The organism is Streptomyces violens (genome assembly GCF_000717745.1).
Classification (GTDB): Bacteria; Actinomycetota; Actinomycetes; order Streptomycetales; family Streptomycetaceae; genus Streptomyces; species Streptomyces violens.
The window spans coordinates 540173-562736 of sequence record NZ_JOBH01000002.1; the positions used below are offsets into that span (position 1 = coordinate 540173).

19 protein-coding genes are annotated in these 22564 nt (G+C 72.3%); 8 read left to right on the forward strand and 11 right to left on the reverse strand.

Going from position 1 to position 22564, the window contains the following annotated elements:
• Positions 1-39: 39 nt before the first annotated feature.
• Complete coding sequence (locus IF04_RS0105720; protein WP_030251845.1) at positions 40-999, forward strand: AAA family ATPase; 960 nt, start codon at positions 40-42, stop codon at positions 997-999.
• On the forward strand, positions 996-2726 hold the full coding sequence (locus tag IF04_RS0105725) for a cobaltochelatase CobT-related protein (RefSeq protein WP_030251849.1): 1731 nt from the start codon (positions 996-998) through the stop codon (positions 2724-2726). Before IF04_RS0105720 ends, IF04_RS0105725 begins: the two co-directional genes overlap by 4 nt.
• Here the strand turns inward: IF04_RS0105725 and pdxR are convergent.
• Positions 2712-4262 (reverse strand): MocR-like pyridoxine biosynthesis transcription factor PdxR, encoded by a 1551-nt coding sequence (gene pdxR, locus IF04_RS0105730; protein ID WP_245654283.1) that lies wholly within the window; start codon positions 4260-4262, stop codon positions 2712-2714. The genes IF04_RS0105725 and pdxR overlap by 15 nt on opposite strands.
• A gap of 317 nt (positions 4263-4579) precedes the next feature.
• Here pdxR and ald point away from each other — a divergent pair, with 317 nt between their 5' ends.
• The 3 genes from ald (at position 4580) to IF04_RS0105745 (ending at position 8967) form a co-directional block, all read left to right on the forward strand.
• Positions 4580-5695: an alanine dehydrogenase gene (gene ald / locus IF04_RS0105735; RefSeq protein ID WP_030251856.1), complete on the forward strand. Its 1116-nt coding sequence runs from the start codon at positions 4580-4582 to the stop codon at positions 5693-5695.
• Between the two features lie 85 nt (positions 5696-5780).
• Positions 5781-7151, forward strand: coding sequence for an aspartate aminotransferase family protein (locus IF04_RS0105740; RefSeq protein WP_037958315.1), 1371 nt, complete (start codon positions 5781-5783; stop codon positions 7149-7151).
• Positions 7152-7479: 328 nt separating this feature from the next.
• A complete protein-coding gene (locus tag IF04_RS0105745) occupies positions 7480-8967 on the forward strand; it encodes an amino acid permease (RefSeq protein ID WP_245654284.1) in 1488 nt (495 codons plus the stop codon).
• A 45-nt stretch (positions 8968-9012) separates the two neighbouring features.
• Here IF04_RS0105745 and secD read toward each other — a convergent pair whose 3' ends face one another.
• Together secD and IF04_RS0105755 are read right to left on the reverse strand one after the other, a co-directional pair.
• On the reverse strand, positions 9013-11373 hold the full coding sequence (secD, locus tag IF04_RS0105750) for a protein translocase subunit SecD (RefSeq protein WP_051830725.1): 2361 nt from the start codon (positions 11371-11373) through the stop codon (positions 9013-9015).
• A 191-nt stretch (positions 11374-11564) separates the two neighbouring features.
• Entirely contained in the window at positions 11565-11960 is a 396-nt protein-coding gene (locus IF04_RS0105755; protein WP_030251865.1) for a hypothetical protein, read from the reverse strand.
• Positions 11961-12141: 181 nt separating this feature from the next.
• On the opposite strand from IF04_RS0105755, the gene IF04_RS0105760 reads away from it, so the two are divergent.
• A complete protein-coding gene (locus IF04_RS0105760; protein ID WP_030251867.1) occupies positions 12142-12732 on the forward strand; it encodes a pyridoxamine 5'-phosphate oxidase family protein in 591 nt (196 codons plus the stop codon).
• 48 nt (positions 12733-12780) lie between these two features.
• Here the strand turns inward: IF04_RS0105760 and IF04_RS0105765 are convergent, their stop codons facing one another.
• The 6 genes from IF04_RS0105765 to IF04_RS0105790 all read right to left on the reverse strand — a co-directional run bounded on the left by IF04_RS0105765 (position 12781) and on the right by IF04_RS0105790 (position 18726).
• Entirely contained in the window at positions 12781-13320 is a 540-nt protein-coding gene (locus IF04_RS0105765) for an arginine repressor (RefSeq protein WP_030251868.1), read from the reverse strand.
• An 8-nt stretch (positions 13321-13328) separates the two neighbouring features.
• Positions 13329-14549, reverse strand: coding sequence for an acetylornithine transaminase (locus tag IF04_RS0105770; protein WP_030251870.1), 1221 nt, complete (start codon positions 14547-14549; stop codon positions 13329-13331).
• Entirely contained in the window at positions 14546-15469 is a 924-nt protein-coding gene (argB, locus tag IF04_RS0105775; RefSeq protein ID WP_030251872.1) for an acetylglutamate kinase, read from the reverse strand. The genes IF04_RS0105770 and argB overlap by 4 nt, the downstream gene beginning before the upstream one ends.
• A complete protein-coding gene (gene argJ / locus IF04_RS0105780) occupies positions 15466-16617 on the reverse strand; it encodes a bifunctional glutamate N-acetyltransferase/amino-acid acetyltransferase ArgJ (RefSeq protein ID WP_030251873.1) in 1152 nt (383 codons plus the stop codon). The genes argB and argJ overlap by 4 nt, the downstream gene beginning before the upstream one ends.
• Positions 16618-16705: 88 nt before the next feature.
• Positions 16706-17734, reverse strand: coding sequence for an N-acetyl-gamma-glutamyl-phosphate reductase (gene argC / locus IF04_RS0105785; protein WP_030251875.1), 1029 nt, complete (start codon positions 17732-17734; stop codon positions 16706-16708).
• A gap of 77 nt (positions 17735-17811) precedes the next feature.
• Entirely contained in the window at positions 17812-18726 is a 915-nt protein-coding gene (locus IF04_RS0105790; RefSeq protein ID WP_030251876.1) for an alpha/beta fold hydrolase, read from the reverse strand.
• Between the two features lie 100 nt (positions 18727-18826).
• On the opposite strand from IF04_RS0105790, the gene IF04_RS0105795 reads away from it, so the two are divergent.
• Entirely contained in the window at positions 18827-19516 is a 690-nt protein-coding gene (locus IF04_RS0105795) for a TetR/AcrR family transcriptional regulator (RefSeq protein WP_245654285.1), read from the forward strand.
• 9 nt (positions 19517-19525) lie between these two features.
• On the opposite strand, the gene IF04_RS0105800 is transcribed toward IF04_RS0105795, so the two are convergent.
• The gene (locus IF04_RS0105800) at positions 19526-20074 is read right to left on the reverse strand and encodes a GNAT family N-acetyltransferase (RefSeq protein ID WP_030251883.1); all 549 of its coding nucleotides are present in this window, start codon (positions 20072-20074) and stop codon (positions 19526-19528) included.
• A gap of 54 nt (positions 20075-20128) precedes the next feature.
• A complete protein-coding gene (locus tag IF04_RS0105805; RefSeq protein ID WP_030251886.1) occupies positions 20129-21352 on the reverse strand; it encodes a beta-ketoacyl-[acyl-carrier-protein] synthase family protein in 1224 nt (407 codons plus the stop codon).
• Between the two features lie 197 nt (positions 21353-21549).
• Here IF04_RS0105805 and IF04_RS0105810 point away from each other — a divergent pair, with 197 nt between their 5' ends.
• Positions 21550-22509: a D-2-hydroxyacid dehydrogenase family protein gene (locus IF04_RS0105810; protein WP_030251889.1), complete on the forward strand. Its 960-nt coding sequence runs from the start codon at positions 21550-21552 to the stop codon at positions 22507-22509.
• The last annotated feature ends 55 nt before the right edge of the window (positions 22510-22564 follow it).

The window sequence follows — 22564 nt, forward strand, 5'->3', positions numbered from 1 at the left end:
CCACCGCAAGAGGCGTTTCACCAGAGGAGTTCCCCGTACATGACGACAGAGCCCGACACCACCGTCGCCGTCAAGGACGTCTTCGGCATCGACTCGCACCTCACGGTCCCCGCGTTCAGTGAGCCCACCGAGCACGTCCCCGAGGTGGACACCGCGTACCGCTTCCAGCCCGACGTCACGCTGGCCCTGCTCGCCGGCTTCGCCCGTAACCGCCGGGTCCTGGTCCAGGGTCTGCACGGCACCGGAAAGTCCACCCATGTCGAGCAGGTCGCGGCGCGTCTCAACTGGCCCTGTGTCCGCGTGAATCTGGACGGTCACCTCAGCCGCCTCGACCTGATCGGCAAGGACGCGGTGGTCCTGCGGGACGGACAGCAAGTGACGGAGTTCCAGGAAGGCGTGCTGCCCTGGGCGCTGCAGCGGCCCGTCGCGCTGATCCTGGACGAGTACGACGCCGGGCGCCCCGACGTCATGTTCGTCATCCAGCGGATGCTCGAACGCGACGGCCGGCTCACGCTCATGGACCAGAACCGCGTCCTGCGCCCGCACCCGGCCTTCCGCCTCTTCGCCACGGCCAACACCGTGGGGCTGGGCAATCTCAACGGGCTCTACCACGGTGCCCAGCGCCTGAACCACGCCCAGATCGACCGCTGGAACATCGTCGCGTCGCTGAACTACCTCCCGGCGGAGGAGGAAGCGGCGATCGTCCGGTCCCGCGTCCCTTCGTACGAGAGCGACCAGGGGCACGCGACCGTGGCGGCCATGGTCGCGGTCGCCGAGCTGACCCGCCAGGGCTTCCGCGCCGGCGACCTCTCCACCCTGATGTCCCCCCGTACGGTCATCACCTGGGCCGAGAACACCGAGATATTCGGCGACCCGGCACCCGCCTTCCTCCTCTCCTTCCTCAACAAGTGCGACGAGGCCGAACGCCCACTGGTCGCCGAGTACTTCCAGCGCTGCTTCGACCGCGAGCTGCCCGAGTCCTACGCGGCCGCGACATGACGGGGACGGCAACGGGGACGGCGGTACAGGCCGCGGTGCGCCGCCGGCAGCAGGCCGAGGAGTTGTGCGCGGCGGCGGTACGGGCGCTGAGCGCGGACCCCGAGGTGCACTACCGCGGCGGGCGGCCCTACCGCGGCCCGCGCCCGGTCCCCGTGCACGCGCCGCACGCCCGCCCTTCCCCCGACGATGCCGACTTCGCCTCCCTGCGCGGCGCCGCCGACGGCCTGGCGCTGCGGCTGCGTGGCTCGGACCCGCGCCTGCACGCCGAGGTGTGCCCCACGGACGATCCGGCGGCGCGCCTGGTCTTCGAGCTGCTGGAACAGTTCCGTACGGAGGCGGGCGCGGGCACGGACGGACCGCTGCCCGGCGTACGCACCAACCTCCGCCACCGCTTCCTCCGCTGGTCCCGCGCGTGCGAGGAGTCCGGTCTCACCGAGACCGCGCGCGGTCTGCTGCTCTTCACCGTCGCGCACGTCGCGCGCGCCCGGATCACCGGCGAGCCGGTCCCCGCGCACGCCGAGGACCCCATCGAGGCCACCCGCGCCGCGCTCGCCCCGCTGACCGGCCACGACCTGGCCGCGCTGCGCCGCCACCGCGCCGACCAGCACGCCTTCGCGCCGCCCGCGCTGTCCCTGGCCCGCACGGTCGCCGGCCTGCTCGCGACGGCCGACGGGCCCGCCACGGAGGACGACGCGGAGGACCCTCCCGAGGACGACCTCTCCCCCTTCACCGCCCTCCTCGACCTCGACTCCGAGTCCGTCGAGGAGACCGCCACCGCCGCGTCGGGGCGCAGCCGGATCCTGGCGGACGACCCCGGCGGCTACCGCGTCTTCACCACCGCGTACGACCGCGAGGGCCCCGCCGCCGCGCGCGTCAGGGCCGAGCTGCTGCACGAGTACCGCGACCGCCTGGACCGCCGCATCGCCGACCAGGGCGTCAACGTCCCCCGGCTCGCCCGCGAGCTGCAGTTGCTGCTCGCCACCCCGGCCCGCGACGGCTGGGAAGGCGGCCAGGAGGCCGGCCACATCGACGGCGCCCGCCTCACCCAGCTCATCACCTCGCCCACCGAGCGCCGCCTCTTCCGTACCGAACGCACCACCCCGGTGGCCGACGCGCTGGTCACCTTCCTCATCGACTGCTCGGGCTCGATGAAGGAGCACGCCGAGTCCGTGGCGATGCTGGTGGACGTCTTCGCCCGCGCCCTGGACCAGGCGGGCGCGGCCTGCGAGATCCTCGGCTTCACCACCGGCGCCTGGAACGGCGGCCGGGCCCGCCGCGACTGGCTCCGGGCCGGCCGCCCGCCCCACCCCGGCCGCCTCAACGAACGCTCCCACCTGGTCTTCAAGGACGCGGCCACCCCCTGGCGCCGCGCCCGCCGCGACATCGCGGCCCTCCTCAAGCCCGACCTCTTCCGCGAGGGCATCGACGGCGAGGCAGTGGAATGGGCCTGTGCCCGGGCCGCGGCCCGCCCCGAGTCCCGCAGGCTGCTCCTCGTCGTCTCCGACGGCAGCCCCATGGACACCGCCACCAATCTCACCAACGACCGCCACTACCTCGACCACCACCTGCGGGACGTGGTGGCCCGCCACGCAGCCGGAACGGAGATCCACGGCATCGGCGTGGGCCTGGACCTGAGCCCGTACTACCGCCACTCCCGCATCCTGAACCTCGCGGCCGACACCGGGAACGGCATCTTCCGCGAGGTGCTGGGGCTACTGGCCCGCTAGCTGGCGCTCCACCAGGCGGCCGAGGATCCGGATGCCCGGGTCGATGGCGTGCAGCGGCGGCGCGGCGAAGCCGATGCGGAAGTGGTTCAGGGGCGGTTCGTCACCGAGGTGGTAGATGTCGCCGCGCTCGATGAGGACGCCGTGCCGCTGGGCGCGCTCCACCAGGCGGCGGCAGTCGAGCTCCGCCGGCCCCGTCATCCACAGGCTCACCCCGCCCGGTGACGGCGTCGTGTGCCAGGGGAGGTGGGTGTTGACGGCTGTACAGGCGGCTTCCCACTTGCGCATGAGCTGGCCGCGGTAGCGGCGGACGGCGCGGTGGTACTCGCCGGACTGGATCAGGAGGGCCAGTGCGCGCTGAGTGTGGCCGGAGGGGTGGCGGACCGAGTAGCGGCGCAGGTCGCGGAGTTCGCGGACGAGTTCCTTGGCGCCGACGAGGTAGCCCAGGCGCAGGCCGGGGGCCAGGAACTTGGAGAAGGTACCGAGGTAGACGACCTGGTCGGTGGTGTCCAGACCCTTCAGGGCCGGGGTCGGGCTGCCCTGGTAGCGGAACTCGCTGTCGTAGTCGTCCTCGACGATGACCGTGCCGCTCTCGCGGACGAGGTTGAGCAGTTCCCGGCGGCGGCCGATGCCGAGCGTGACGTTGGTGGGGTGGTGGTGGCTGGGGGTGACGTGCAGCAGGTCGACGCCGGCGAGGGTGGGCGGCGGGGTGAGCCCGGCGGCGGTCACGGGGAGCGGCATCAGACGGGCGCCGGCGCGGACGAAGATGTGCCGGGCGTCGAGGTAACCGGGGTCCTCGACGGCGACGACGGAGCCGGTGCCGAGGAGGGCGCGGGTGAGGAGGTCCAGGCCCTGCTGGGAGCCGACGGTGACCAGGACCTCCTCGGGGGTGGCCTCGACGCCGCGGGCCGGGAGGAGGCGGCTGCAGACCATCTCGACCAGCAGCGGGTCGTCGAAGGCGATGCTGTCCTGGAGGCTGTAGCGGGCGTGCGGCTGGTACAGCGCTTCGTTGAGCGCGCGGGACCAGTCACGGGCGGGGAAGGCCCGCAGGTCGACCTGGCCGGCGAGGAAGGGGTACGGATACTCCGCCCAGTCGGCGCGCTTCTCGATGTGCGGGAGGGTGTCCTCGGGGTGGCCGCGCAGCCGTGAGGTCCAGTCGAAGGGCTCGTGTACGGGGCGCTGCTCGGCGGCGCAGTACGGCCGCATGTCGCGGTTGACGAAGATGCCCTGCCGCACCCGGCTCTCGACGAAGCCCTCGGCGACCAGCTCCTGGTACGCGGCGTTCACGGTGTTACGGGAAAGGCCCAGCTCACGGGCGAGTTCGCGGGACGAGGGCAGCCTGCTGCTGGCGTCGATGGTGCCGACCGCTATGCCGTGCTCGATGGCCTTGCGGATCTGGCGGTACAGCGGCTCGGCGGAGTTCCGGTCGATGTCGATCAGTGTGCGTGGAATGCCTGCCTCCTGCGATGGCGGTGGCGGGGAACGTGCTGCACCGACGCGTGCGGGCGGGCGGGGAGGACCGGCGTGCGGAGGCGGCACTGCCCCCATCGGATTGACCGGATTCGCCTTGTCGTGGGGTGCCAGCTGACGGGATCGTAACCGCGTCCGGGCCCCTGCCCAAGAGGTCGGACAGGAGAAATTGCCCGGCCGGGTCGGTTTCGGGGCTCCCCGCCCTGGACCCATCAGAAGCCGGAGAACTGGCGCTTACGCCCGGACCAGTTGGCCCCGCACGCTAACGCAACAACGCATCACGGCATCACGAACGCCACAACGCGTCACGACGGAGCGCCGCCGCCCCGGACACCGCATGTCACCGGGCGCCCTGCCGCGCCCGCCCCTACCGATGGGAGTTCTTCGTGAAGATCGGAATCCCGCGCGAGATCAAGAACCACGAGTACCGGGTGGCCATCACCCCCTCGGGCGTCCACGAGCTCGTCCGCCACGGCCACTCCGTGTACATCGAGGAGGGCGCCGGCGCCGGCTCCTCGATCCCGGACGCCGAGTACGCAGCGGCCGGTGCCACCCTCCTGCGGGACGCCGATCAGGTCTGGGCCACCGCCGACATGATCCTGAAGGTCAAGGAGCCGATCGCCGAGGAGTACCACCGGATGCGCGAGGGGCAGCTGCTCTTCACGTATCTGCACCTCGCGGCCTCCAAGGAGTGCACGCAGGCGATGCTGGAGTCCGGCATCACCGGCGTCGCGTACGAGACGGTGCAGCCCGCCGACGGCTCGCTGCCGCTGCTCTTCCCGATGTCGGAGGTCGCGGGCCGGCTCGCGCCGCAGGTCGGCGCGTACCACCTGATGCGTGCGGCAGGCGGCCGCGGCGTCCTGATGGGCGGCGTCTCCGGCACCACCCCGGCCAAGGTCGTGGTCGTCGGCGCCGGCGTCTCCGGCATGAACGCGGTGGCCGTGGCCACCGGCATGTGGGCCGACGTCACGCTGCTCGACCTCAACATCGAGAAGCTGCGCGCCGCCGACCGGATGTACCAGGGCCGGATCCGGACCGTCGCCTCCAACGCCTTCGAGCTGGAGCGGGCCGTCCTGGAGGCGGACCTGGTCATCGGCGCGGTACTGGTGCCCGGCGCCCGCGCCCCCAAGCTGATCAGCAACGACCTGGTCTCCCGGATGAAGGAGGGCTCGGTACTGGTCGACATCGCCATCGACCAGGGCGGCTGCTTCGAGGACTCCCGCCCGACCACGCACGCCGACCCCACGTACCGGGTCCACGACTCGGTCTTCTACTGCGTCGCGAACATGCCCGGCGCGGTCCCGAACACCTCCACGTACGCACTGACCAACGTGACCCTGCCGTACGTCCTGGCCATCGCCGACAACGGCCTGGCCGCCGCGGCCGAAGCCGACCCCGCCGTCAAGCGCGGCATCAACGTGGTGGGCGGCCAGCTCACCTACCAGCCGGTGGCCGAGGCGCACGACCTGAAGTACGTCGACGTCGACGAGGTCCTCGTCTGAGGCACGCGCCGGGCCCGCCCGACCGCGGCGCGGGCCCGGACCGTACGACCTCCCCACCCGCTCCCCCCTCTCCGGAAGGATCACCGTGAGCACCGACTCCTCCCTCCGCGCCAAGGCGCAGGCCCACCTCGGCCAGCACTTCACCCGCAACGACGTCTGGCAGGACGAGGGCCTGCCGGTCTTCGTCCGCAGCGAGGGCTGCCACCTCTACGACGAGCGGGGCCGCCGCTTCCTGGACGGCCTGGCCGGGCTGTTCTGCGTCAACATGGGCCACGGCCGCGGCGACATCGTGGCCGCCGCCACGAAGCAGATGGAGACGCTGCCGTACTCCACGAACTGGGGCGCGGCGCACCCGCCGGCCGTCGAGGCGGCGAGCCTGATAGCCGACCTGGCGCCCGGCGATCTGAGCGTCACCTGGTTCGTCAACTCCGGTTCGGAGGCCGTGGAGACGGCGATCAAGTTCGCCCGGCAGTACCACAAGAGCCAGGGCGCGCCGGAGCGTACGAAGATCATCAGCCGGCACATGGCGTACCACGGGGTGACTCTCGGCGCCCTGTCCGTGACCGGGCTCCCGAAGATCCGCGACCCGTTCCAGCCGCTCCTGCCGGGCATCCGGCACGTACCCAACACCCTTGGGTTCACCGGCGATTGTGGCCCTGCGGACCAGCTGGACTGCGTCCGCGCCATCGAGCAGGCCATCGTCGAGGAGGGCCCGGAGACGGTCGCCGCGGTCTTCGCCGAACCGGTGCAGAACGGGCGGGGCGCGCTGGTGCCGCCGGACGGGTACTGGCGCGAGCTGCGCCGGATCTGCGACAAGTACGGCGTACTCCTCGTCGCCGACGAGGTCATCTGCTCCTTCGGGCGGCTCGGCGAGTGGTTCGGCAGCGGGTACTTCGGCGTCGTGCCCGACATGATCACCTTCGCCAAGGGCTCCACGTCCGGATACGCGCCGCTGGGCGGCATGATCGCCCGGGAGCCGCTGGTACGCGGGCTGTTCGAGTCGCCGAAGGGCGGTACGTTCACGCACGGCGCGACCTGGGGCGGCCACCCGGTCTCCACGGCTGTCGCGGTCGCCAACATCACCGCCATGCGGGACGAGAACGTCCTCGGCAACGTCCGCACCCTCGGCCCCGAGCTGCGCGCCGGGCTGGAGACCTTCAAGGACCGCTACCGCGTCGTGAAGGACGTACGCGGCATGGGCTTCTTCTACGCGGTGGAGCTGATGGCCGACAGCGAGACCGGCCGCGAGCTGACCGAGGAGGAGTCGACGAAGGTACTCCGCGAGGTGCTGCCGACCGCCTTCAAGCGCACGGGCGTCATCCTGCGCCCCGACGACCGGGGCGCGACGATGCTGATGATCTCGCCGCCGCTGGTCGCCGACCGCGAGGTGCTCGGCGAGCTGCTCTCGGGCGTGGACGTGATGATCGCGGACGTACAGCGGAGCGTACTGGGCTGACGCGGCCGCAGGAGCGGAACGTACTGGGCTGAGGCCGCCGCCGCGTATACGGGGCGGCTCGAACAACCTCGTCCCCCCAACAGGGGGTTACCCAAGGGAGGCGGCGCGGACACGCCCGCCTTCTTTGGCGTACCCGGGACTCGGCGTACCCGAAGCTTGGCGTGCCCGGAAACGATCATCATGCAATGCCGGTGCAACACGTGTGTCATGCGCGCGTTCTAGGCTCCCCTCTGGTACCGCGATATCGCTGGTTTCTGGCGCTTTCTCCGGAGTTCACCGGGCGGCCATCATCCCCGACAATGCCGATTACCCAAGGAATGGGGTCCCCGTGGGAGAGAAGAACACCGAAACCACCGAAACCACCGAAAGTTCAGGGCTGCGCAGCGAACTCAAACAGCGCCATATGCAGCTCATCGCCCTCGGCGGAGTCATCGGCGCGGGACTGTTCGTCGGCAGCGGCGTGGTCATCGAGGACGCCGGGCCGGCCGCCATCATCTCGTTCCTGCTGGCCGGCGGGCTGGTCATCCTGGTCATGCGGATGCTGGGCGAAATGGCCGTGGCCCGCCCCTCGGTGGGTTCCTTCTACGCGTACGCACGGCTCGCCCTGGGCAATTGGGGCGGATTCACCATCGGCTGGCTCTACTGGTATTTCTGGGTGAATGTGGTGGCGCTGGAGGCGGTGGCCGGCGCGAGCCAGCTGCACGTCTGGCTGCCCGGAATTCCGCTGTGGGTCATCAGCCTCTGCCTGATGGTCATCCTCACCGCGGTCAACATGTTCTCCGTGAAGTCCTTCGGGGAGTTCGAGTACTGGTTCTCCTCCATCAAGGTCGCCGCCATCACCGTATTTCTCGTCCTCGGCCTGGTATTCGTCCTGGGGCTGTGGCCGGGCGCCCATGAAGCGGACGTCTCGAATCTGACCGCGCACCAGGGATTCGCGCCGCACGGCATCGGCCCGGTGCTCGCCGCCGTCATTCCGGCCGTCGGCTTCTTCACCGGCGCCGAGATCGCCGCCCTGGCCGCCTCGGAGTCCAGCGAGCCGCGCCGCAACGTCGCCAAGGCCACCAACTCCGTCGTGCTGCGCGTGCTGCTGTTCTACGTCGGCTCGATCTTCCTGGTCATCGCGATCGTGCCGTGGAACAAGCCGGGGGTGGCGGACGGCCCGTATGTCGCCGCGCTCCAGCAGATCGGCATCCCCTCCGCCGGCGCCCTGATGCGGATCCTCGTCCTGGTCGCCGTGCTCTCCTCGCTGAACGCCGGGCTCTACAGCGCCTCCCGCATCGTCTTCGCGCTCACCAGGAACGGTGACGCGCCGCGCGGCCTGACCAAGCTCAGCAAGCGGGGCGTGCCGCGCCGCGCGATCCTCCTCGCGACCACCCTCGGCTATGTCTCGGTGATCATCGCGTATGTCTCGCCGGACGCGGTCTTCTCCTTCATCGTGCACTCCTACGGAGCCGTGGCCCTCTTCGTGTACCTGCTGGTCGCCCTCTCCCAGTTGCGGCTGCGGCGCCGCCTGGAGCGCGAGGACCCGGGCGCGCTCCAGTTGAAGATGTGGTGGTACCCCTACCTGAGCTGGTTCACGGTGGCCGCGATGGCGGTCGTGATCTTCACGATGGCCGTACTGCCGTCCACCCGCATGGACTTCGCGGCCAGCGCGGTCACGCTCGTGGTGGTCCTCGCGGCGTACGGGGTGCGCGCGTACCGGAAGCGGGGGCCGGGCGGGGCCGCGGCCGAGGCGCCGGAGGAGGCGCCCGTCGATCTGCCGAGTACGGGCGCCACGGCGGTGTCGGCGTCGGAGGCGAAGGTTCCCCGCGCCTGACCGGGAATGCGGGCCGTACCGCATACGGCCCGCACCCCACGTCCGTCAGACCACCGCCCCCGAGTCATCGGTCCGCCGGGCTCCCGCGCGGCGCCGGGGTCCGGGCGCCGACAGCGCGGACTTGCCCCGTCCGACCGGGCGGGGCGGCGGCGCCGTACTGCGGGCCTCCAGCGAGATCGCCAGCGGCATCGCCGTGAACAGCGACGAGTACGTGCCGACGCCGATGCCGATCAGCAGCGCCACCGCGAAGTCGGTGAGCGTGTCACCGCCCAGGAAGGCCAGCGCGGCCAGGATCAGCACGGCGCCGATGCCGGTGTTCACCGTGCGCGGCAGGGTCTGCAGGATCGCGGAGTTGGCGATCCGGTCGAACGGCGCCTTGCGGTTCGCGCCCCACAGTTCGCGTACCCGGTCGAAGACCACGACGGAGTCGTTGACGGAGTACCCGATGACGGTGAGCAGCGCCGCCAGGAACACTCCGTCGACGGGCTTGCCGAGCCAGGCGAAGACGCCGACCAGGATCAGCACGTCGTGGGCCATCGCGGCGACCGCGGAGGCCCCGAAGGTCCAGCGGAAGCGGGCGGCCAGGTAGCCGAGCTGGGCGAGCAGTGCCACGCCGAGGGCGATCAGCGCGTTGCGGCGCAGCTCGTCCCCCAGGCTCGGCCCGATCAGTTCGTCCCGTACCTTCTCGGTCTTGCCGCCCAGTCCGGCGACGGTCCTGCGGACCTCGCTCTCCTGCGCGGCGGTCAGCTTCTCGGTGCGTACGGTGAGGTCGCCCTCGCCCGAGGAGTTGACCACGGCGCGCGGGAAGCCGGCCTCGGCGAGCGCCTTGCGGGCCGCGCCGGGGTCCACCTGGGTGGCGGTGTTGTACTCGACCATCCGGCCGCCGGTGAACTCCACGCCGAAGTCCAGGCCGCGCAGTCCGATCCCGCCGGCGGCCAGGGCGAGGACGAGCGCGGAGGCGGCGAGCCAGCGGCGCCGGTGGCGCATCAGGTCGGGCGCGCGGTGGGTGAGCCAGATGCGGACCCGGCCCTCGTTCGCCAGCCCGGTGAGGCGCGGTGCCGCCCGTACGAGGTCCCGGCCGAGGGCGAATTCGGCGAGGACCCGGGTGACGACCAGGGCGCTGAGCATCGAGGCGAGGACACCGATGGAGAGGGTGACGCCGAAGCCGCGCACCGGCCCGGAGGCGAAGAAGAACAGCAGTCCGGCGGCGAGCAGCGTGGTGATGTTGGAGTCCGCGACGGCGCTGAAGGCGTTGCGGAAGCCGGCGGTCAGGGCGGTGCGGATGTTCGGCCGTGCGCCGTTGTCCGCGCTGCCGCGCCGCTTCTTCTTGCGGCCCGCCGCGTACTCCTCCCTGGCCCGTTCGAAGACGAGGACGTTGGCGTCCACCGCCATGCCGATGGCCAGCACGAAGCCGGCCAGGCCCGGGAGGGTGAGGGTGGCGCCGAGGGCGAGCAACGCGGCGTAGGAGATCAGCGCGTAACAGGCCAGGGCGATGGCGGCGAGGGCGCCGAGCAGCCGGTAGACGACGGTGATGAAGAGCGCGGTGAGGGTGATGCCGATGACCGCGGCCTCGGCGCTGGCCTCGATGGCGTCGGCGCCCAGCGTCGGGCCGACGGTCCGCTGTTCGATCAGCTCGACCGGTACGGGCAGCGCGCCGCCCTTGATGAGCAGCGCGAGATCCTGGGCCTCCTGCTGGGTGAAGTTGCCGGTGATCTGGGTGGAGCCGCCGGTGATGCCGGTGCCGCAGGCCACCGACTCGTTGACCTGCGGGGAGGAGATGACCTTGTCGTCGAGGACAATGGCGGCGCGGCGGGCCGGGTCGCCGATCGGCTTGCAGGCGGCGTCGCCGGTGAGCTTCGCCCATTTCTGCTCGCCGCTGCCGCGCAGGTCGACGGTGACGTACCAGCCGCTGCCGCGCTCGGCGTCGAAGCCGGCCTCGGCGCCGTCGACCTGTTCGCCGGTCAGCGCGGCCGGGCCGACGCGCAGCGGCTGCCCGGACTCGTCGCGCAGGGTGCGCTTTTCCTTGGGGCCGGGGTTGCCGGGGCCTTGCGGGTCGGCGCCGAGCACGGGGTGGAAGGTGAGCTGGGCGGTGCGGCCGAGGACCTCGGCGGCCTCGCGGGGGTCCTGGACGCCGGGGAGTTCGACGACGATGCGGTGTTCGCCGGAGCGGGCGAGGTTCGGCTCGGAGACGCCGAGGCCGTCGACGCGGCGGCGCAGTACTTCGAGTGTGCGTTCCGTGGCCGCGCGGTCGGCCTTCGCGGTGGGCGAGTCCCGGGTCTCCAGGACGAGTTGGGTGCCGCCGCGCAGGTCGAGTCCGAGGCGTGGGGTCTGGGTGAGGGAGAGGTAGAGCGAGAGGGCGAGGACGGCGAGCGCGAGGAGCGCGCGCAGCCTCGAAGCACGGTTCATGGGAAGGGGCCTCCAGCAGACGGTGCCGCGCGACGCGTCGCGTACGGGCGCGGCGGAGATCCGTACCGGCACGCGCGGGCGTGCGGGCACGGTGGGGAACGCCGTGGCCGGTGTGTACGGGCACGGCGGGACGCACGGCGAACGGCCCCCGCGGCCGGTGGCCGGGTCAGGGGGTGCCGTGGTGGGACGTGTTACCTGCTGGAGAGCGGCGGGGCGCGGGCCGGCCGGAGGCCCGCGGAGAACTGGTGCCGGTCGGTGGTGTCCCGGCGTACCGGCAGCCAGGCCAGGGCCCGTGGCCGGGAGGTGTAGCGGCCGGCCGGGCCGAGGCCCCATGCCGGGTGGGCCACGTGCTGTTCGGCCGGTGCGGTGCGGCCGCTGGTACGGAGGACGGCGGGCAGGTGCGTGGGGTGCGCCGGCCCGTCGTGCGCGTGCGGCGGTCCCTCCGGGTTCAGGGAGACGTACGACGCACGGTCCGCGTACGGGTCCGTCGTCCCGTCCGCTGCGACGGGGGTCAGCCCGCTGACGACGAGCGCGAAGACCGCGAGCAGTGCCCGCAGGGCGGCCGCGGGGCGCATCCGCCGGTCCATGCCGCTGCCTCCTCGTCCGGCTCGCCGCCCGGTTGTGCGGGCCTGATCGCCGCCACCCGGACGGGTGTCCGCACACTCTGCCACGGCCGGGAGGTTTTGGAGAGCCTCCGGTGGCGGGCGTTTCCGGAGCGAAAGACCTCGGCCGCCCCAACCCCCGTTCGCCGGGCGGATACTGGAGCGTATGGGAAAGGTTTATGAGCGCATCGACGGCAGACTGCGCGCCTTCATAGAGGCGCAGAAGATCTTCTTCACCGCGACCGCGCCGCTCTCGGGGGACGGCACGGTCAACCTCTCACCCAAGGGCCTGTCCGGGTCGTTCGCGGTCCTCGACGAGCACACCGTCGCGTACCTCGACTTCGCCGGCAGCAACGCCGAGACCGTCGCGCACCTGCGGGAGAACGGCCGCATCACACTGATGTGGTGCGCCTTCGAAGGGCCGCCGAACATCGTCCGCGTACACGGCAAGGGCGAGCCCGTCTTCCGCGACGACCCGCGGTGGCGGGAGCTGCTCGCGCACTTCCCGGACATCGACGGGTCCGCGCACGGCCTGCGCGCGATCATCGTCGTCACCGCCGAGCTGATCCGCGACACCTGCGGCTACGGCGTGCCGTTCATGACGTACGACGAGGACCGGCCACTGCACCGCTCGCGGTTCGAGCGGGAGACGGACGAGAGCCTGGACGCGTACTTCCACAAGAAGGAGCACATCGCGCAGAGCATGGACGGGCTGCCGGGGCTGCCCCTGCCGCTGCCGCCGCTGCCGGCCTCCTGACACGCGTACGGCCCGCTCCCGAGGGGAGCGGGCCGTGGCGTACCGGGTTCAGCCGTTGCGCTGCGCCAGCCGGAGCAGGTGGTCGGCGAGCGCCTGGCCGCCGTCCGGGTCGCGGCTGATCAGCAGCAGGGTGTCGTCACCGGCGATGGTGCCGAGGATGACGTGCAGCTCGGCCTGGTCGATGGCCGAGGCCAGGAACTGCGCCGCACCGGGCGGCGTACGCAGCACCACCAGGTTCGCCGACGCCTCGGCCGAGATCAGCAGCTCGCCGGAGAGGCGGCGCATCCGCTCTTCCTTGGCGGACTCGCCGAGCGGCGCCTTGGGGGTGCGGAAGCCGCCCTCGCTCGGTACCGCGTAGATCAGCTCGCCGTTGGTGTTGCGGATCTTCACCGCGCCCAGCTCGTCCAGGTCCCGGGAGAGCGTCGCCTGGGTGACGCTCAGCCCGTCGTCGGCCAGCAGCTTGGCCAGCTGGCTCTGGGACCTGACCGGCTCGCGGTTGAGAATGTCCACGATCCGGCGGTGCCGGGCGGTCCGTGTCTGCGGTACGGCAGGGCCGTGCAGCGAATCGTTGTCCTGCGCCTCGGTCATCGTTCTGCTCAGTCTCCGGATCGTCGTTCCCCGTCGGCCGCGTCCGCTGCCGCGTCCAGCACGCCGGGGAGCTTCTGGAGGAACGTGTCCACCTCAGCGTCCGAGACGATCAGCGGCGGCGCGAGCCGGACCACGTCCGGCACGCAGGCGTTCACCAGGAGACCAGCGTCCTGAGCGGCCTGCTGCACCTTCGGCGCGTGCGGCCCCGTCAAGACGATACCCAGCAGCAGGCCCGCGCCGCGGACCGAGCCGACCAGCGGGTGCTCCAGCGCCCCGATCCCGTCCCGCAGCCGCTCCCCGGCCCGCTTCACGTGATCGAGCAGCCCGTCCGCCTCGATGGTGTCCAGGACGGCCAGTGCGGCGGCGCAGACGACCGGGTTTCCGCTGAACGTGGAGCCGTGCGCGCCGGGCGTGAGCAGCTCGGCGGCCTTGCCGTAGGCGAGGGTCGCGCCGATCGGCAGCCCGCCGCCCAGCCCCTTGGCGAGCGTGACGATGTCCGCCTCGACGCCCTGGGCCTGCGCCTCCAGCCAGTGCCCGGTCCGGCCGATGCCGGTCTGGATCTCGTCCAGGACGAGCAGGGTGCCGGTGGCCGTGGTGATCTCGCGGGCAGCCTGGAGGTACCCGGCCGGGGGCACGATGACGCCGTTCTCGCCCTGCACCGGCTCCAGGATCACGAAGGCGGTCTCGTCGGTGACGGCAGCGCGCAGCGCCTCGGTGTCGCCGTACGGTACGTACGTCACGTCGCCGGGCAGCGGCCGGAACGGGTCCTGCTTGGCCGGCTGGCCCGTCAGCGCGAGGGAGCCCATGGTCCGGCCGTGGAAGCCGCCGACCGTGGAGACGATGTGGGTGCGGCCGGTCAGCCGGCCGATCTTGAAGGCGGCCTCGTTGGCCTCGGCGCCCGAGTTGGAGAAGTACACCCGGCCCGGGCGGCCGCCGGCGATCTGCAGCAGCCGCTCGGCGAGCGCGACGGTCGGCTCGGCGACGAAGAAGTTCGAGACGTGGCCGAGGGTGGCGACCTGGTCGGAGACGGCGCGGACGACGGCCGGGTGCGCGTGGCCGAGCGCGTTGACCGCGATGCCGCCGAGGAAGTCGAGGTACTCGGCGCCGTCGGCATCCCAGACCTTGGCGCCCTCGCCGCGTACCAGCGGGATGCGGGGCGTGCCGAAGTTGTCCATCATGGCGCCCTGCCAGCGCTGGGTGAGGCCCTTGTTGCTCACACCGTTCGTCATGCCGCCCCCTCGTCGTCCTCGTCCGCATCCGGCACGACCATCGTGCCGATGCCTTCGTCCGTGAAGATCTCCAGCAGGATCGAGTGCTGGACGCGCCCGTCGAGCACCCGGGCGTTGTGCACTCCGTTGCGTACGGCGTGCAGACAACCCTGCATCTTGGGCACCATGCCGCTCGCGAGGTCCGGCAGCAGCTTCTCCAGCTGCTTGGCGGTGAGCCGGGAGATCACCTCGTCGCTGTTCGGCCAGTCCTCGTAGAGGCCCTCGACGTCGGTGAGGACCATCAGGGTCTCGGCGTTCAGCGCGGCGGCGAGCGCGGCGGCCGCGGTGTCGGCGTTCACGTTGTACACGTGTCCGTCGTCGGCGCTCCGGGCGATCGAGGAGATCACCGGGATGCGGCCGTCGTCCAGCAGGGCCTGGACCGCGCCGGGGTCGATGGCGGAGATCTCGCCGACCCGGCCGATGTCCACCCGCTCGCCGTCGATGTCCGCGTAGTGCTTGGTGGCGGTCATCAGGTGGGCGTCCTCGCCGGTCATGCCGACGGCGAGCGGCCCGTGCTGGTTGAGCAGCCCGACCAGCTCCCGCTGGACCTGCCCGGCCAGCACCATCCGGACGACGTCCATGGCCTCGGGCGTGGTGACCCGCAGTCCGGCCTTGAACTCGGACTCGATGCCGAGGGTGGCGAGCTGCTTGCTGATCTGCGGACCGCCGCCGTGCACGACGACCGGGCGGAGCCCGGCGTGCCGCAGGAACACCACGTCCTGCGCGAAGGCGGCCTTCAGCTCCTCGTCGATCATGGCGTTGCCGCCGAACTTGATGACGACGGTCTTGCCGTGGTGCCGGGTGAGCCAGGGCAGCGCCTCGATGAGGATGCGGGCCTTGGGCAGCGCGGTGTGCTTGCGTGCGGTGGTCGGTTCGCTCATGAGGAGTACGCGCTGTTCTCGTGGACGTAGTCGGCGGTGAGGTCGTTGGCCCAGATGACCGCGGACTCGGAGCCGGCGGCGAGGTCGGCGGTGATCCGGACCTCCCGGTACCGCATGTCGACCAGGTCGCGGTCCTCGCCGACCGAGCCGTTCTTGCAGACCCACACGCCGTTGATCGCGACGTTCAGCTCGTCGGGCTCGAAGGCGGCGGAGGTGGTGCCGATGGCGGACAGCACCCGCCCCCAGTTCGGGTCCTCGCCGTGAATGGCGCACTTCAGGAGGTTGTTGCGGGCGATGGACCGCCCGACCTCGACGGCGTCGTCCTCCGTCGCGGCGTTGACGACCTCGATACGGATGTCCTTGCTGGCGCCCTCGGCGTCGCCGATGAGCTGCCGCGCGAGGTCGTCGCAGACCTCGGTGACGGCGGCCGCGAACTCCGCGGCCTCCGGGGTCACGCCGGACGCGCCCGAGGCGAGCAGCAGCACGGTGTCGTTGGTCGACATGCAGCCGTCGGAGTCGACCCGGTCGAAGGTCGTACGGGTCGCGCCGCGCAGCGCCGCGTCCAGCTCCTCGGCCGGCACATCCGCATCCGTCGTCAGCACGACGAGCATCGTGGCCAGGCCCGGCGCGAGCATCCCCGCGCCCTTGGCCATGCCGCCGACGACCCAGCCGTCGCGCTCCGCGAACGCGGTCTTGTGCACGCTGTCGGTGGTCTTGATCGCGATGGCGGCCTTCTCGCCGCCGTGCGGGCTCAGCTCACCGGCCGCCTTCTCGATGCCCGGCAGTACCTTGTCCATCGGGAGCAGCTCGCCGATCAGCCCGGTCGAGCAGACCGCGACCTCCCCGGCGTTCTGTCCCAGCACCTCGGCGACCTTCTCGGCGGTCGCGTGGGTGTCCTGGAAGCCCTTCGGCCCGGTGCAGGCGTTCGCCCCGCCGGAGTTCAGTACGACCGCACTGAGCCGTCCGGCCTTGAGCACCTGCTGGGACCAGAGGACCGGCGCCGCCTTGACGCGGTTGGCGGTGAAGACGCCGGCGGCGGCCAGTCGCGGACCGTTGTTCACCACGAGGGCGAGGTCCGCGTTCCCGTTCTCCTTGATCCCGGCGGCGATGCCCGCCGCCGTGAATCCCTTGGCTGCCGTAACCGTCACTGCATCTCCTTGTTCGCTTCTCCGCCCGCGCAGCGCAGCGGTGCGGGCATCGTCGCCGGCTGCCGCCCGGCGGCTGCGCGCGCGTCGCTCACGGCGCGACTCCGATCGTGGAAAGTCCCGTGTCCTCGGGGAGCCCGAGGGCGATGTTCATGCTCTGTACGGCGCCACCGGCCGTACCCTTCGCGAGGTTGTCGATCGCGCAGATCACGATGATCCGCCCGGCGGCCGCGTCGTACGCGACCTGGAGCTGCGCCGCGTTCGACCCGTACACGGCCGCGGTGGCCGGCCACCGGCCCTCGGGCAGCAGCTGTACGAAGGGCTCGTCGCCGAACGCCTTCTCGTACGCGGCCCGCAGGTCCTCCCCCGTCAGCCCCGGCTTCGCCTTGGCCGTGCAGGTCGCGAGGATGCCGCGGGGCATCGGCGCGAGGGTCGGCGTGAAGGACACGCTGACGGGCTCACCGGCCGCGGCGCTGAGGTTCTGGATCATCTCGGGGGTGTGCCGGTGCACGCCGCCGACGCCGTACGGGCTCATCGAGCCCATGACCTCGGAGCCGAGCAGGTGCGGCTTGGCCGCCTTGCCGGCGCCCGACGTGCCGGACGCCGCGACGATCACGGCCTCCGGCTCGGCCAGCCCCGCCGCGTACGCCGGGAACAGCGCGAGCGAGACGGCGGTGGGGTAACACCCCGGGACGGCGATGCGCTTGGACCCCTCCAGCGCGGCGCGCGCCCCGGGAAGCTCGGGGAGCCCGTACGGCCAGGTACCGGCGTGCGGCGAGCCGTAGAACTTCTCCCAGTCCCCCGCGTCCGTCAGCCGGAAGTCGGCGCCGCAGTCCACGACCAGCACGTCCGGGCCCAGCTCCTCGGCCACGGCGGCGGACTGCCCGTGCGGCAGCGCGAGAAAGACGACGTCGTGCCCGGCCAGCACCTCGGTGGTGGTCGGCTCCAGCACCCGGTCCGCCAGGGGCAGCAGGTGCGGCTGGAGCGCGCCGAGTCGCTGTCCCGCGTTGGAGTTCCCGGTCAGCGCCCCGATCTCGACCTCGGGGTGCGCCAGCAGCAGACGCAGGACTTCCCCGCCCGCGTACCCACTGGCCCCGGCCACCGCCGCTCGTACAGTCATCGAACCCTCCTCGTCGATGGCATGACTATACGGACGTCAGCACGTTTATGCAACGCCGTATACGGAGGGTGCGGGGGTCAGCGGCGAGAGCCGTCCGCCAGCCCGCGGATTTCGGCGACGAGGGCATCCCACGCGGGTTCCGGGAGTTCATGGCCGACTCCGGGCAGCCGGGCCAGGCGTGCCTCAGGGATCCGGGAGGCGATCGCCCGGCCTGCGGCGGGCTTGATGAGGGGGTCGTCCGCGCCGTGGAGGACGAGCGTGGGGCGGTCGATGGCGCTGATCGGCGGGCCGTGCCACTGGGCGCCGATCTGGCGGCTCTGGGCCTGCCGGTCGTGCATGCCGCTGTCGGCGTTGCGCTCGGCGGCCTCCCGGGCGGCCCGCTCGTCGAAGGGGCGGTGCGGCGAGGCGAGGAGCCGGGAGACGGCGAGACCGGCCGCGACGGCCCCCTCACGCGTCTCGGGGAACCTCAGCCGGGCGAACTTCGCCAGGGTGCGCAGCCGTATGTACCGCAGGGTCCGCAGCCCGGAGACGTCCGCGGGGACGGCGGCCATGGTGGTGAGCGTCCGCACCCGGTCCGGGTGGCGCAGCGCCACGCGCTGCGCGACGGCGCCGCCGAGCGAGACGCCCAGCAGATGCGCCGACGGCCACCCCAGGGCGTCCAGGACGGCGACTGCGTCGTCCGCCATGTCCTCGGCGGTGTACGCCTCGCCGCGCCTGCCGAACAGCGCGGAGATCGGGTTACCGGTGGCCGCGGGCGGCAGATGGGTCGACTCCCCGCCGTCGCGCTGGTCGTACCGGGCCACGGCGAAGCCCTGCGCGGCCAGCAGCCGGCACAGCCCGTCGGGTACCCACAGCCGGTTGACGCCCAGGCCCGTGACCAGCAGCAGCGGCTCGCCGTCGGCCCCTTCGGCCAGCCGGTCGAAGGCCAGTCGCACCGGGCCGTTCTCGGCCCGGCGGACCGGGCTCCACAGCTGCTTCGGCGATGAGGACACGAGAACCTCCCATAACTGCGATCGGTGTTCGCAGTTTCTAGGATAGGGGACGCATCATGGGAACGGGGAGGAAGCGGGTGGAGGAGTGGACCGGGAACCGGTGACCGTCTGGGCACGGCCCGAACGCGGCGCCCGCGGCCCGGCCGCGGTGCACAGCCGCGCCGAGCTGACCGCCGTCGCCGTCGAACTGGCGGACCGGAGCGGCCTGTCGGCGGTATCGATGCGGCAGGTGGCCAAGGCACTGGGCACCGGCCAGGCTTCGCTGTACCGCTACCTCGGCGGCCGGGCGGATCTGCTCGACCTGATGACGGACGCGATGACCGGGGAGATCGACCTCGGCGTCCCGCTCAGCGGTGATCCCGTCGCGGACCTGGCCGCCCTGGCGGCCCGCACCAAGGCCGTCCAGCTACGGCACCCCTGGCTGTCCGACATCCCACCGGAACCGCTCCGGCTGGGCCCCCGGGGGCTGGACTACCTGGAGTACGCACTGCGGGCGATGGCACCCGTCGGGCTGCCGGGCGGGACGAAGCTGGAGGCCGTCGCCCTGATGAACGCCCTGGTCGCGCAGTTCGCCCGGACAGAACTCCAGGCCGCCGACGCGGACACCGGCCGCCGGGCGGCACAGGCCGCCTATCTGAGCGAGGCGGCCGCCCGGGGAGAGCACCCGCATCTCGCGGTCGCCCTGGCGGAACGGCCCGGAGCCGACCCGGCGGAGGACCCGCAGGCGCTGTTCGAGCGGACGATGCGCCGGGTGCTCACCGGGCTCCTGGGGGACGGCGCGGCCCTTTAGAGGCCGAATTCAGAGGCCGAAGGCGGCCGCGTACTGGATGACCCCGGCGGGAACCGGCCGTGCGGACTCCGCGCCGGGAGCGTCCAGCGGGAGGGCCATCATCGCCTCGTCGGGAACCTCCATCGGGGCACTGATGCCCCAGCGGGAGGCCGGGCGGAAGCCGAACCGGGGGTAGTACTCGGGGTGCCCGAGTACCACCACGAGGCGCTCGCCCCGCTCCCGGGCGGCGTCGAGCGCGGCGCGGATGGCCGCGGAGCCCGCCCCTCGGCGCTGGTGCGCGGGCAGCACCGCGCACGGGGCGAGCGCCAGCGCGGGCTCCCCGCCGATGTGGCAGCGGGTGAGCAGCGCGTACGCGGCCACGGTGCCGTCGGGGGCCTGCGCCACCCACGACAGCCCGTCGAGCCACGCGTCGGGGTCGGCGCGCAACGCGTCGACGAGGTCCGCCTCCTCGGCGGTGGGGAACGCGGCGAGGTTGACCTTCCGTACGGCGGCTGCGTCATCCGGCGCCTCGGGACGGGTGCTCCAGGAGGTGGCGGCGGTGGAGGTACTGGTCGTCATGGCCTCCATTCTTGGTCACCGGGGGTCCCGGGGCGACGGAAATAAAACGGGGGGTCAGGGCGCCGGCGTGAAGACCAGCGACGCGTTGTGGCCGCCGAAGCCGAAGGAGTTGGTGAGGGCGGCCGGGACGGCGGTCCGGCGCGCGGCGCCGGTGACGACGTCGAGCTTCACCTCCGGGTCGAGCGTCTCGACGTTCGCGGTGGCGGGCACGACGCCGTCACGCACCGCGAGGATCGTCGCGAGCGCGCCCAGGGAGCCCGCCGCACCGAAGAGGTGACCGGTCATCGACTTGGTCGCGGTGACGGCCGGGTGGGTACCGATCGCCTCGGTGACCGACTGCGCCTCGGCGAGGTCGCCCTTGGGCGTGGAGGTCGCGTGGGCGTGCACGAGCCCGATGTCCTGCGGCGTGAGCCCGGCCGCGGCCAGCGCCCGGCGCATGGCCCGGACCTGGCCCTCCGGGTGCGCGGCCGTGATGTGGAAGGCGTCCGAGGTGACCCCGGCCCCCGCGAGCGTGGCGTGTGCGCGGGCCGCCCGGGCGGCGGCGAACTCCGCGCGTTCCAGTACCACCACGGCCGCGCCCTCGCCGATGACGAAGCCGTCCCGGTCCACGTCGAAGGGGCGGGACGCCCGCTGGGGCTCGTCGTTGCGCGTCGAGTGGGCCCTGGCCTGCGCGAAGCCCGCCATCGTCAGCGCGCAGATACACGCCTCGGCGCCGCCCGCGACGACCACGTCGGCACGGCCGAGCCGGATCAGGTCCAGGCCCATGGCGATCGCCTCGGCCCCGGACGCGCAGGCGCTGACGGGGGTGTGGGCGCCGCCGCGGGCGCCGAGTTCGATGCTGACCCAGGCGGCCGGGCCGTTCGCCATCAGCATGGGGACGGTGTGCGGCGACACCCGGCGCACGCCGGACGCCTCCAGCACGTCGTCCTGGCCCAGCATGGTGAGCGCGCCGCCGGTGCCCGTGCCGATGACCACGGCCAGCCGCTCCGGGTCGACCTCGGGCGTGCCCGCGTCGGCCCATGCCTCGCGGGCCGCGACGAGCGCGACCTGTTCGCAGCGGTCCATGCGGCGGGCCTGTACCCGGTCCAGCACCTCGGTCGGTTCGACCGCGAGCCGGCCCGCGATCCGGCCGGGCAGCGCGGCCGCCCACTCCTCCTCCAGCGGGCCGATGCCGGACTGGCCGGCCAGCATCGCGCTCCAGGTCGACGCGGCGTCCCCGCCGAGCGGCGTGGTGGCGCCCAGACCGGTGACCACGACATTGTCGGTGTTCATGCTCATAGGCGAGTCTCCTTTGTAGTAGAGATACAACTCTCCGCGCGACCGATAGATCCGAGCACGGGGCGAGTCGTCGACTCATCAGCCACTTTGCCAAGGGAATTACGGAGCAGCAGGTAGCGTGATCAACGGAGTCCGACTGCGGGATGTTGTAGAGTCCCCACACAACGAGAGGCAAGATCGACACGGGAGGGGCGGGCATGAAGCTGCGGTGTGCGGTGCTCGACGACTACCAGGGCGTCGCGCTGTCCATGGCGGACTGGAGCACGGTGGCCGGGGACGTCGACGTACGCGTCGTACGGGAGTACATCGGCGACCGGAAGCGGCTGGCCGAGGCGGTCGGGGACTGCGAGATCCTCGTCGTGATGCGGGAACGCACCCCGTTCCCCGAGGAGTTGTTCGCGCGGCTGCCCCGGCTGCGGCTGCTGATCACCTCCGGTATGCGCAACGCCGCGATCGACCTGGCGGCGGCTGCCCGGCACGGCGTGACCGTGTGCGGTACGGCGAGCAACTCCGAGCCGCCGGTCGAGCTGACCTGGGCGCTGCTGCTCGGCCTGGCCCGCGGCCTCGTCCGGGAGAACACCGCGCTGCGGGAGGGCGGGCCGTGGCAGAGCACGGTCGGCGCCGATCTGTACGGGCGGCGGCTCGGGCTCCTCGGACTGGGGAAGACCGGGACGCGGGTGGCCGCGGTCGGGCAGGCGTTCGGGATGGACGTGGTGGCGTGGAGCGAGAACCTCACGGACGAACGGGCGCGGGCGGCCGGGGTACGGCGCCTGGCGAGCAAGGAGGAGCTGCTGGAGAGCAGCGACTTCGTCTCCGTGCACCTGGTGCTCGGGGATCGGACGCGGGGGCTGCTCGGCGCCGCGGAGCTGCGCCGGATGCGGCCGACGGCGTACCTCGTCAACACCTCGCGGGCCGCGATCGTCGACCAGGACGCGCTCGCGGAGGCGCTGCGCGGCGGGTGGATCGCGGGCGCGGGGGTCGATGTGTTCGACGAGGAGCCGCTGCCCGCCGGCCATCCGTACCGGTCGCTGCCGAATCTGCTGGCCACACCGCACCTCGGCTATGTGACACGGCGGAACTACGAGGGGTACTTCCAGCAGGCGGTGGAGGACATCGCGGCGTTCGTGGCGGGGGCGCCGGTGCGGCAGCTCGGCTGAGGGACCGGCGGCAGCGGGAAAATGACGGGCCGCGCGACGGGGGCGTATCTAGCAT

What these genes read in the sequence shown, in the direction of transcription:
- IF04_RS0105720 (WP_030251845.1), top strand. Translation starts at nt 40, where the DNA reads ATGACGACAGAGCCCGACACCACCGTCGCCGTCAAGGACGTCTTCGGC.
- IF04_RS0105725 (WP_030251849.1), top strand. Translation starts at nt 996, where the DNA reads ATGACGGGGACGGCAACGGGGACGGCGGTACAGGCCGCGGTGCGCCGC.
- secD (WP_051830725.1), bottom strand. Translation starts at nt 11,373, where the DNA reads ATGAACCGTGCTTCGAGGCTGCGCGCGCTCCTCGCGCTCGCCGTCCTC.
- IF04_RS0105755 (WP_030251865.1), bottom strand. Translation starts at nt 11,960, where the DNA reads ATGGACCGGCGGATGCGCCCCGCGGCCGCCCTGCGGGCACTGCTCGCG.
- IF04_RS0105760 (WP_030251867.1), top strand. Translation starts at nt 12,142, where the DNA reads ATGGGAAAGGTTTATGAGCGCATCGACGGCAGACTGCGCGCCTTCATA.
- IF04_RS0105765 (WP_030251868.1), bottom strand. Translation starts at nt 13,320, where the DNA reads ATGACCGAGGCGCAGGACAACGATTCGCTGCACGGCCCTGCCGTACCG.
- IF04_RS0105770 (WP_030251870.1), bottom strand. Translation starts at nt 14,549, where the DNA reads ATGACGAACGGTGTGAGCAACAAGGGCCTCACCCAGCGCTGGCAGGGC.
- argB (WP_030251872.1), bottom strand. Translation starts at nt 15,469, where the DNA reads ATGAGCGAACCGACCACCGCACGCAAGCACACCGCGCTGCCCAAGGCC.
- argC (WP_030251875.1), bottom strand. Translation starts at nt 17,734, where the DNA reads ATGACTGTACGAGCGGCGGTGGCCGGGGCCAGTGGGTACGCGGGCGGG.
- IF04_RS0105800 (WP_030251883.1), bottom strand. Translation starts at nt 20,074, where the DNA reads ATGACGACCAGTACCTCCACCGCCGCCACCTCCTGGAGCACCCGTCCC.
- IF04_RS0105805 (WP_030251886.1), bottom strand. Translation starts at nt 21,352, where the DNA reads ATGAGCATGAACACCGACAATGTCGTGGTCACCGGTCTGGGCGCCACC.
- IF04_RS0105810 (WP_030251889.1), top strand. Translation starts at nt 21,550, where the DNA reads ATGAAGCTGCGGTGTGCGGTGCTCGACGACTACCAGGGCGTCGCGCTG.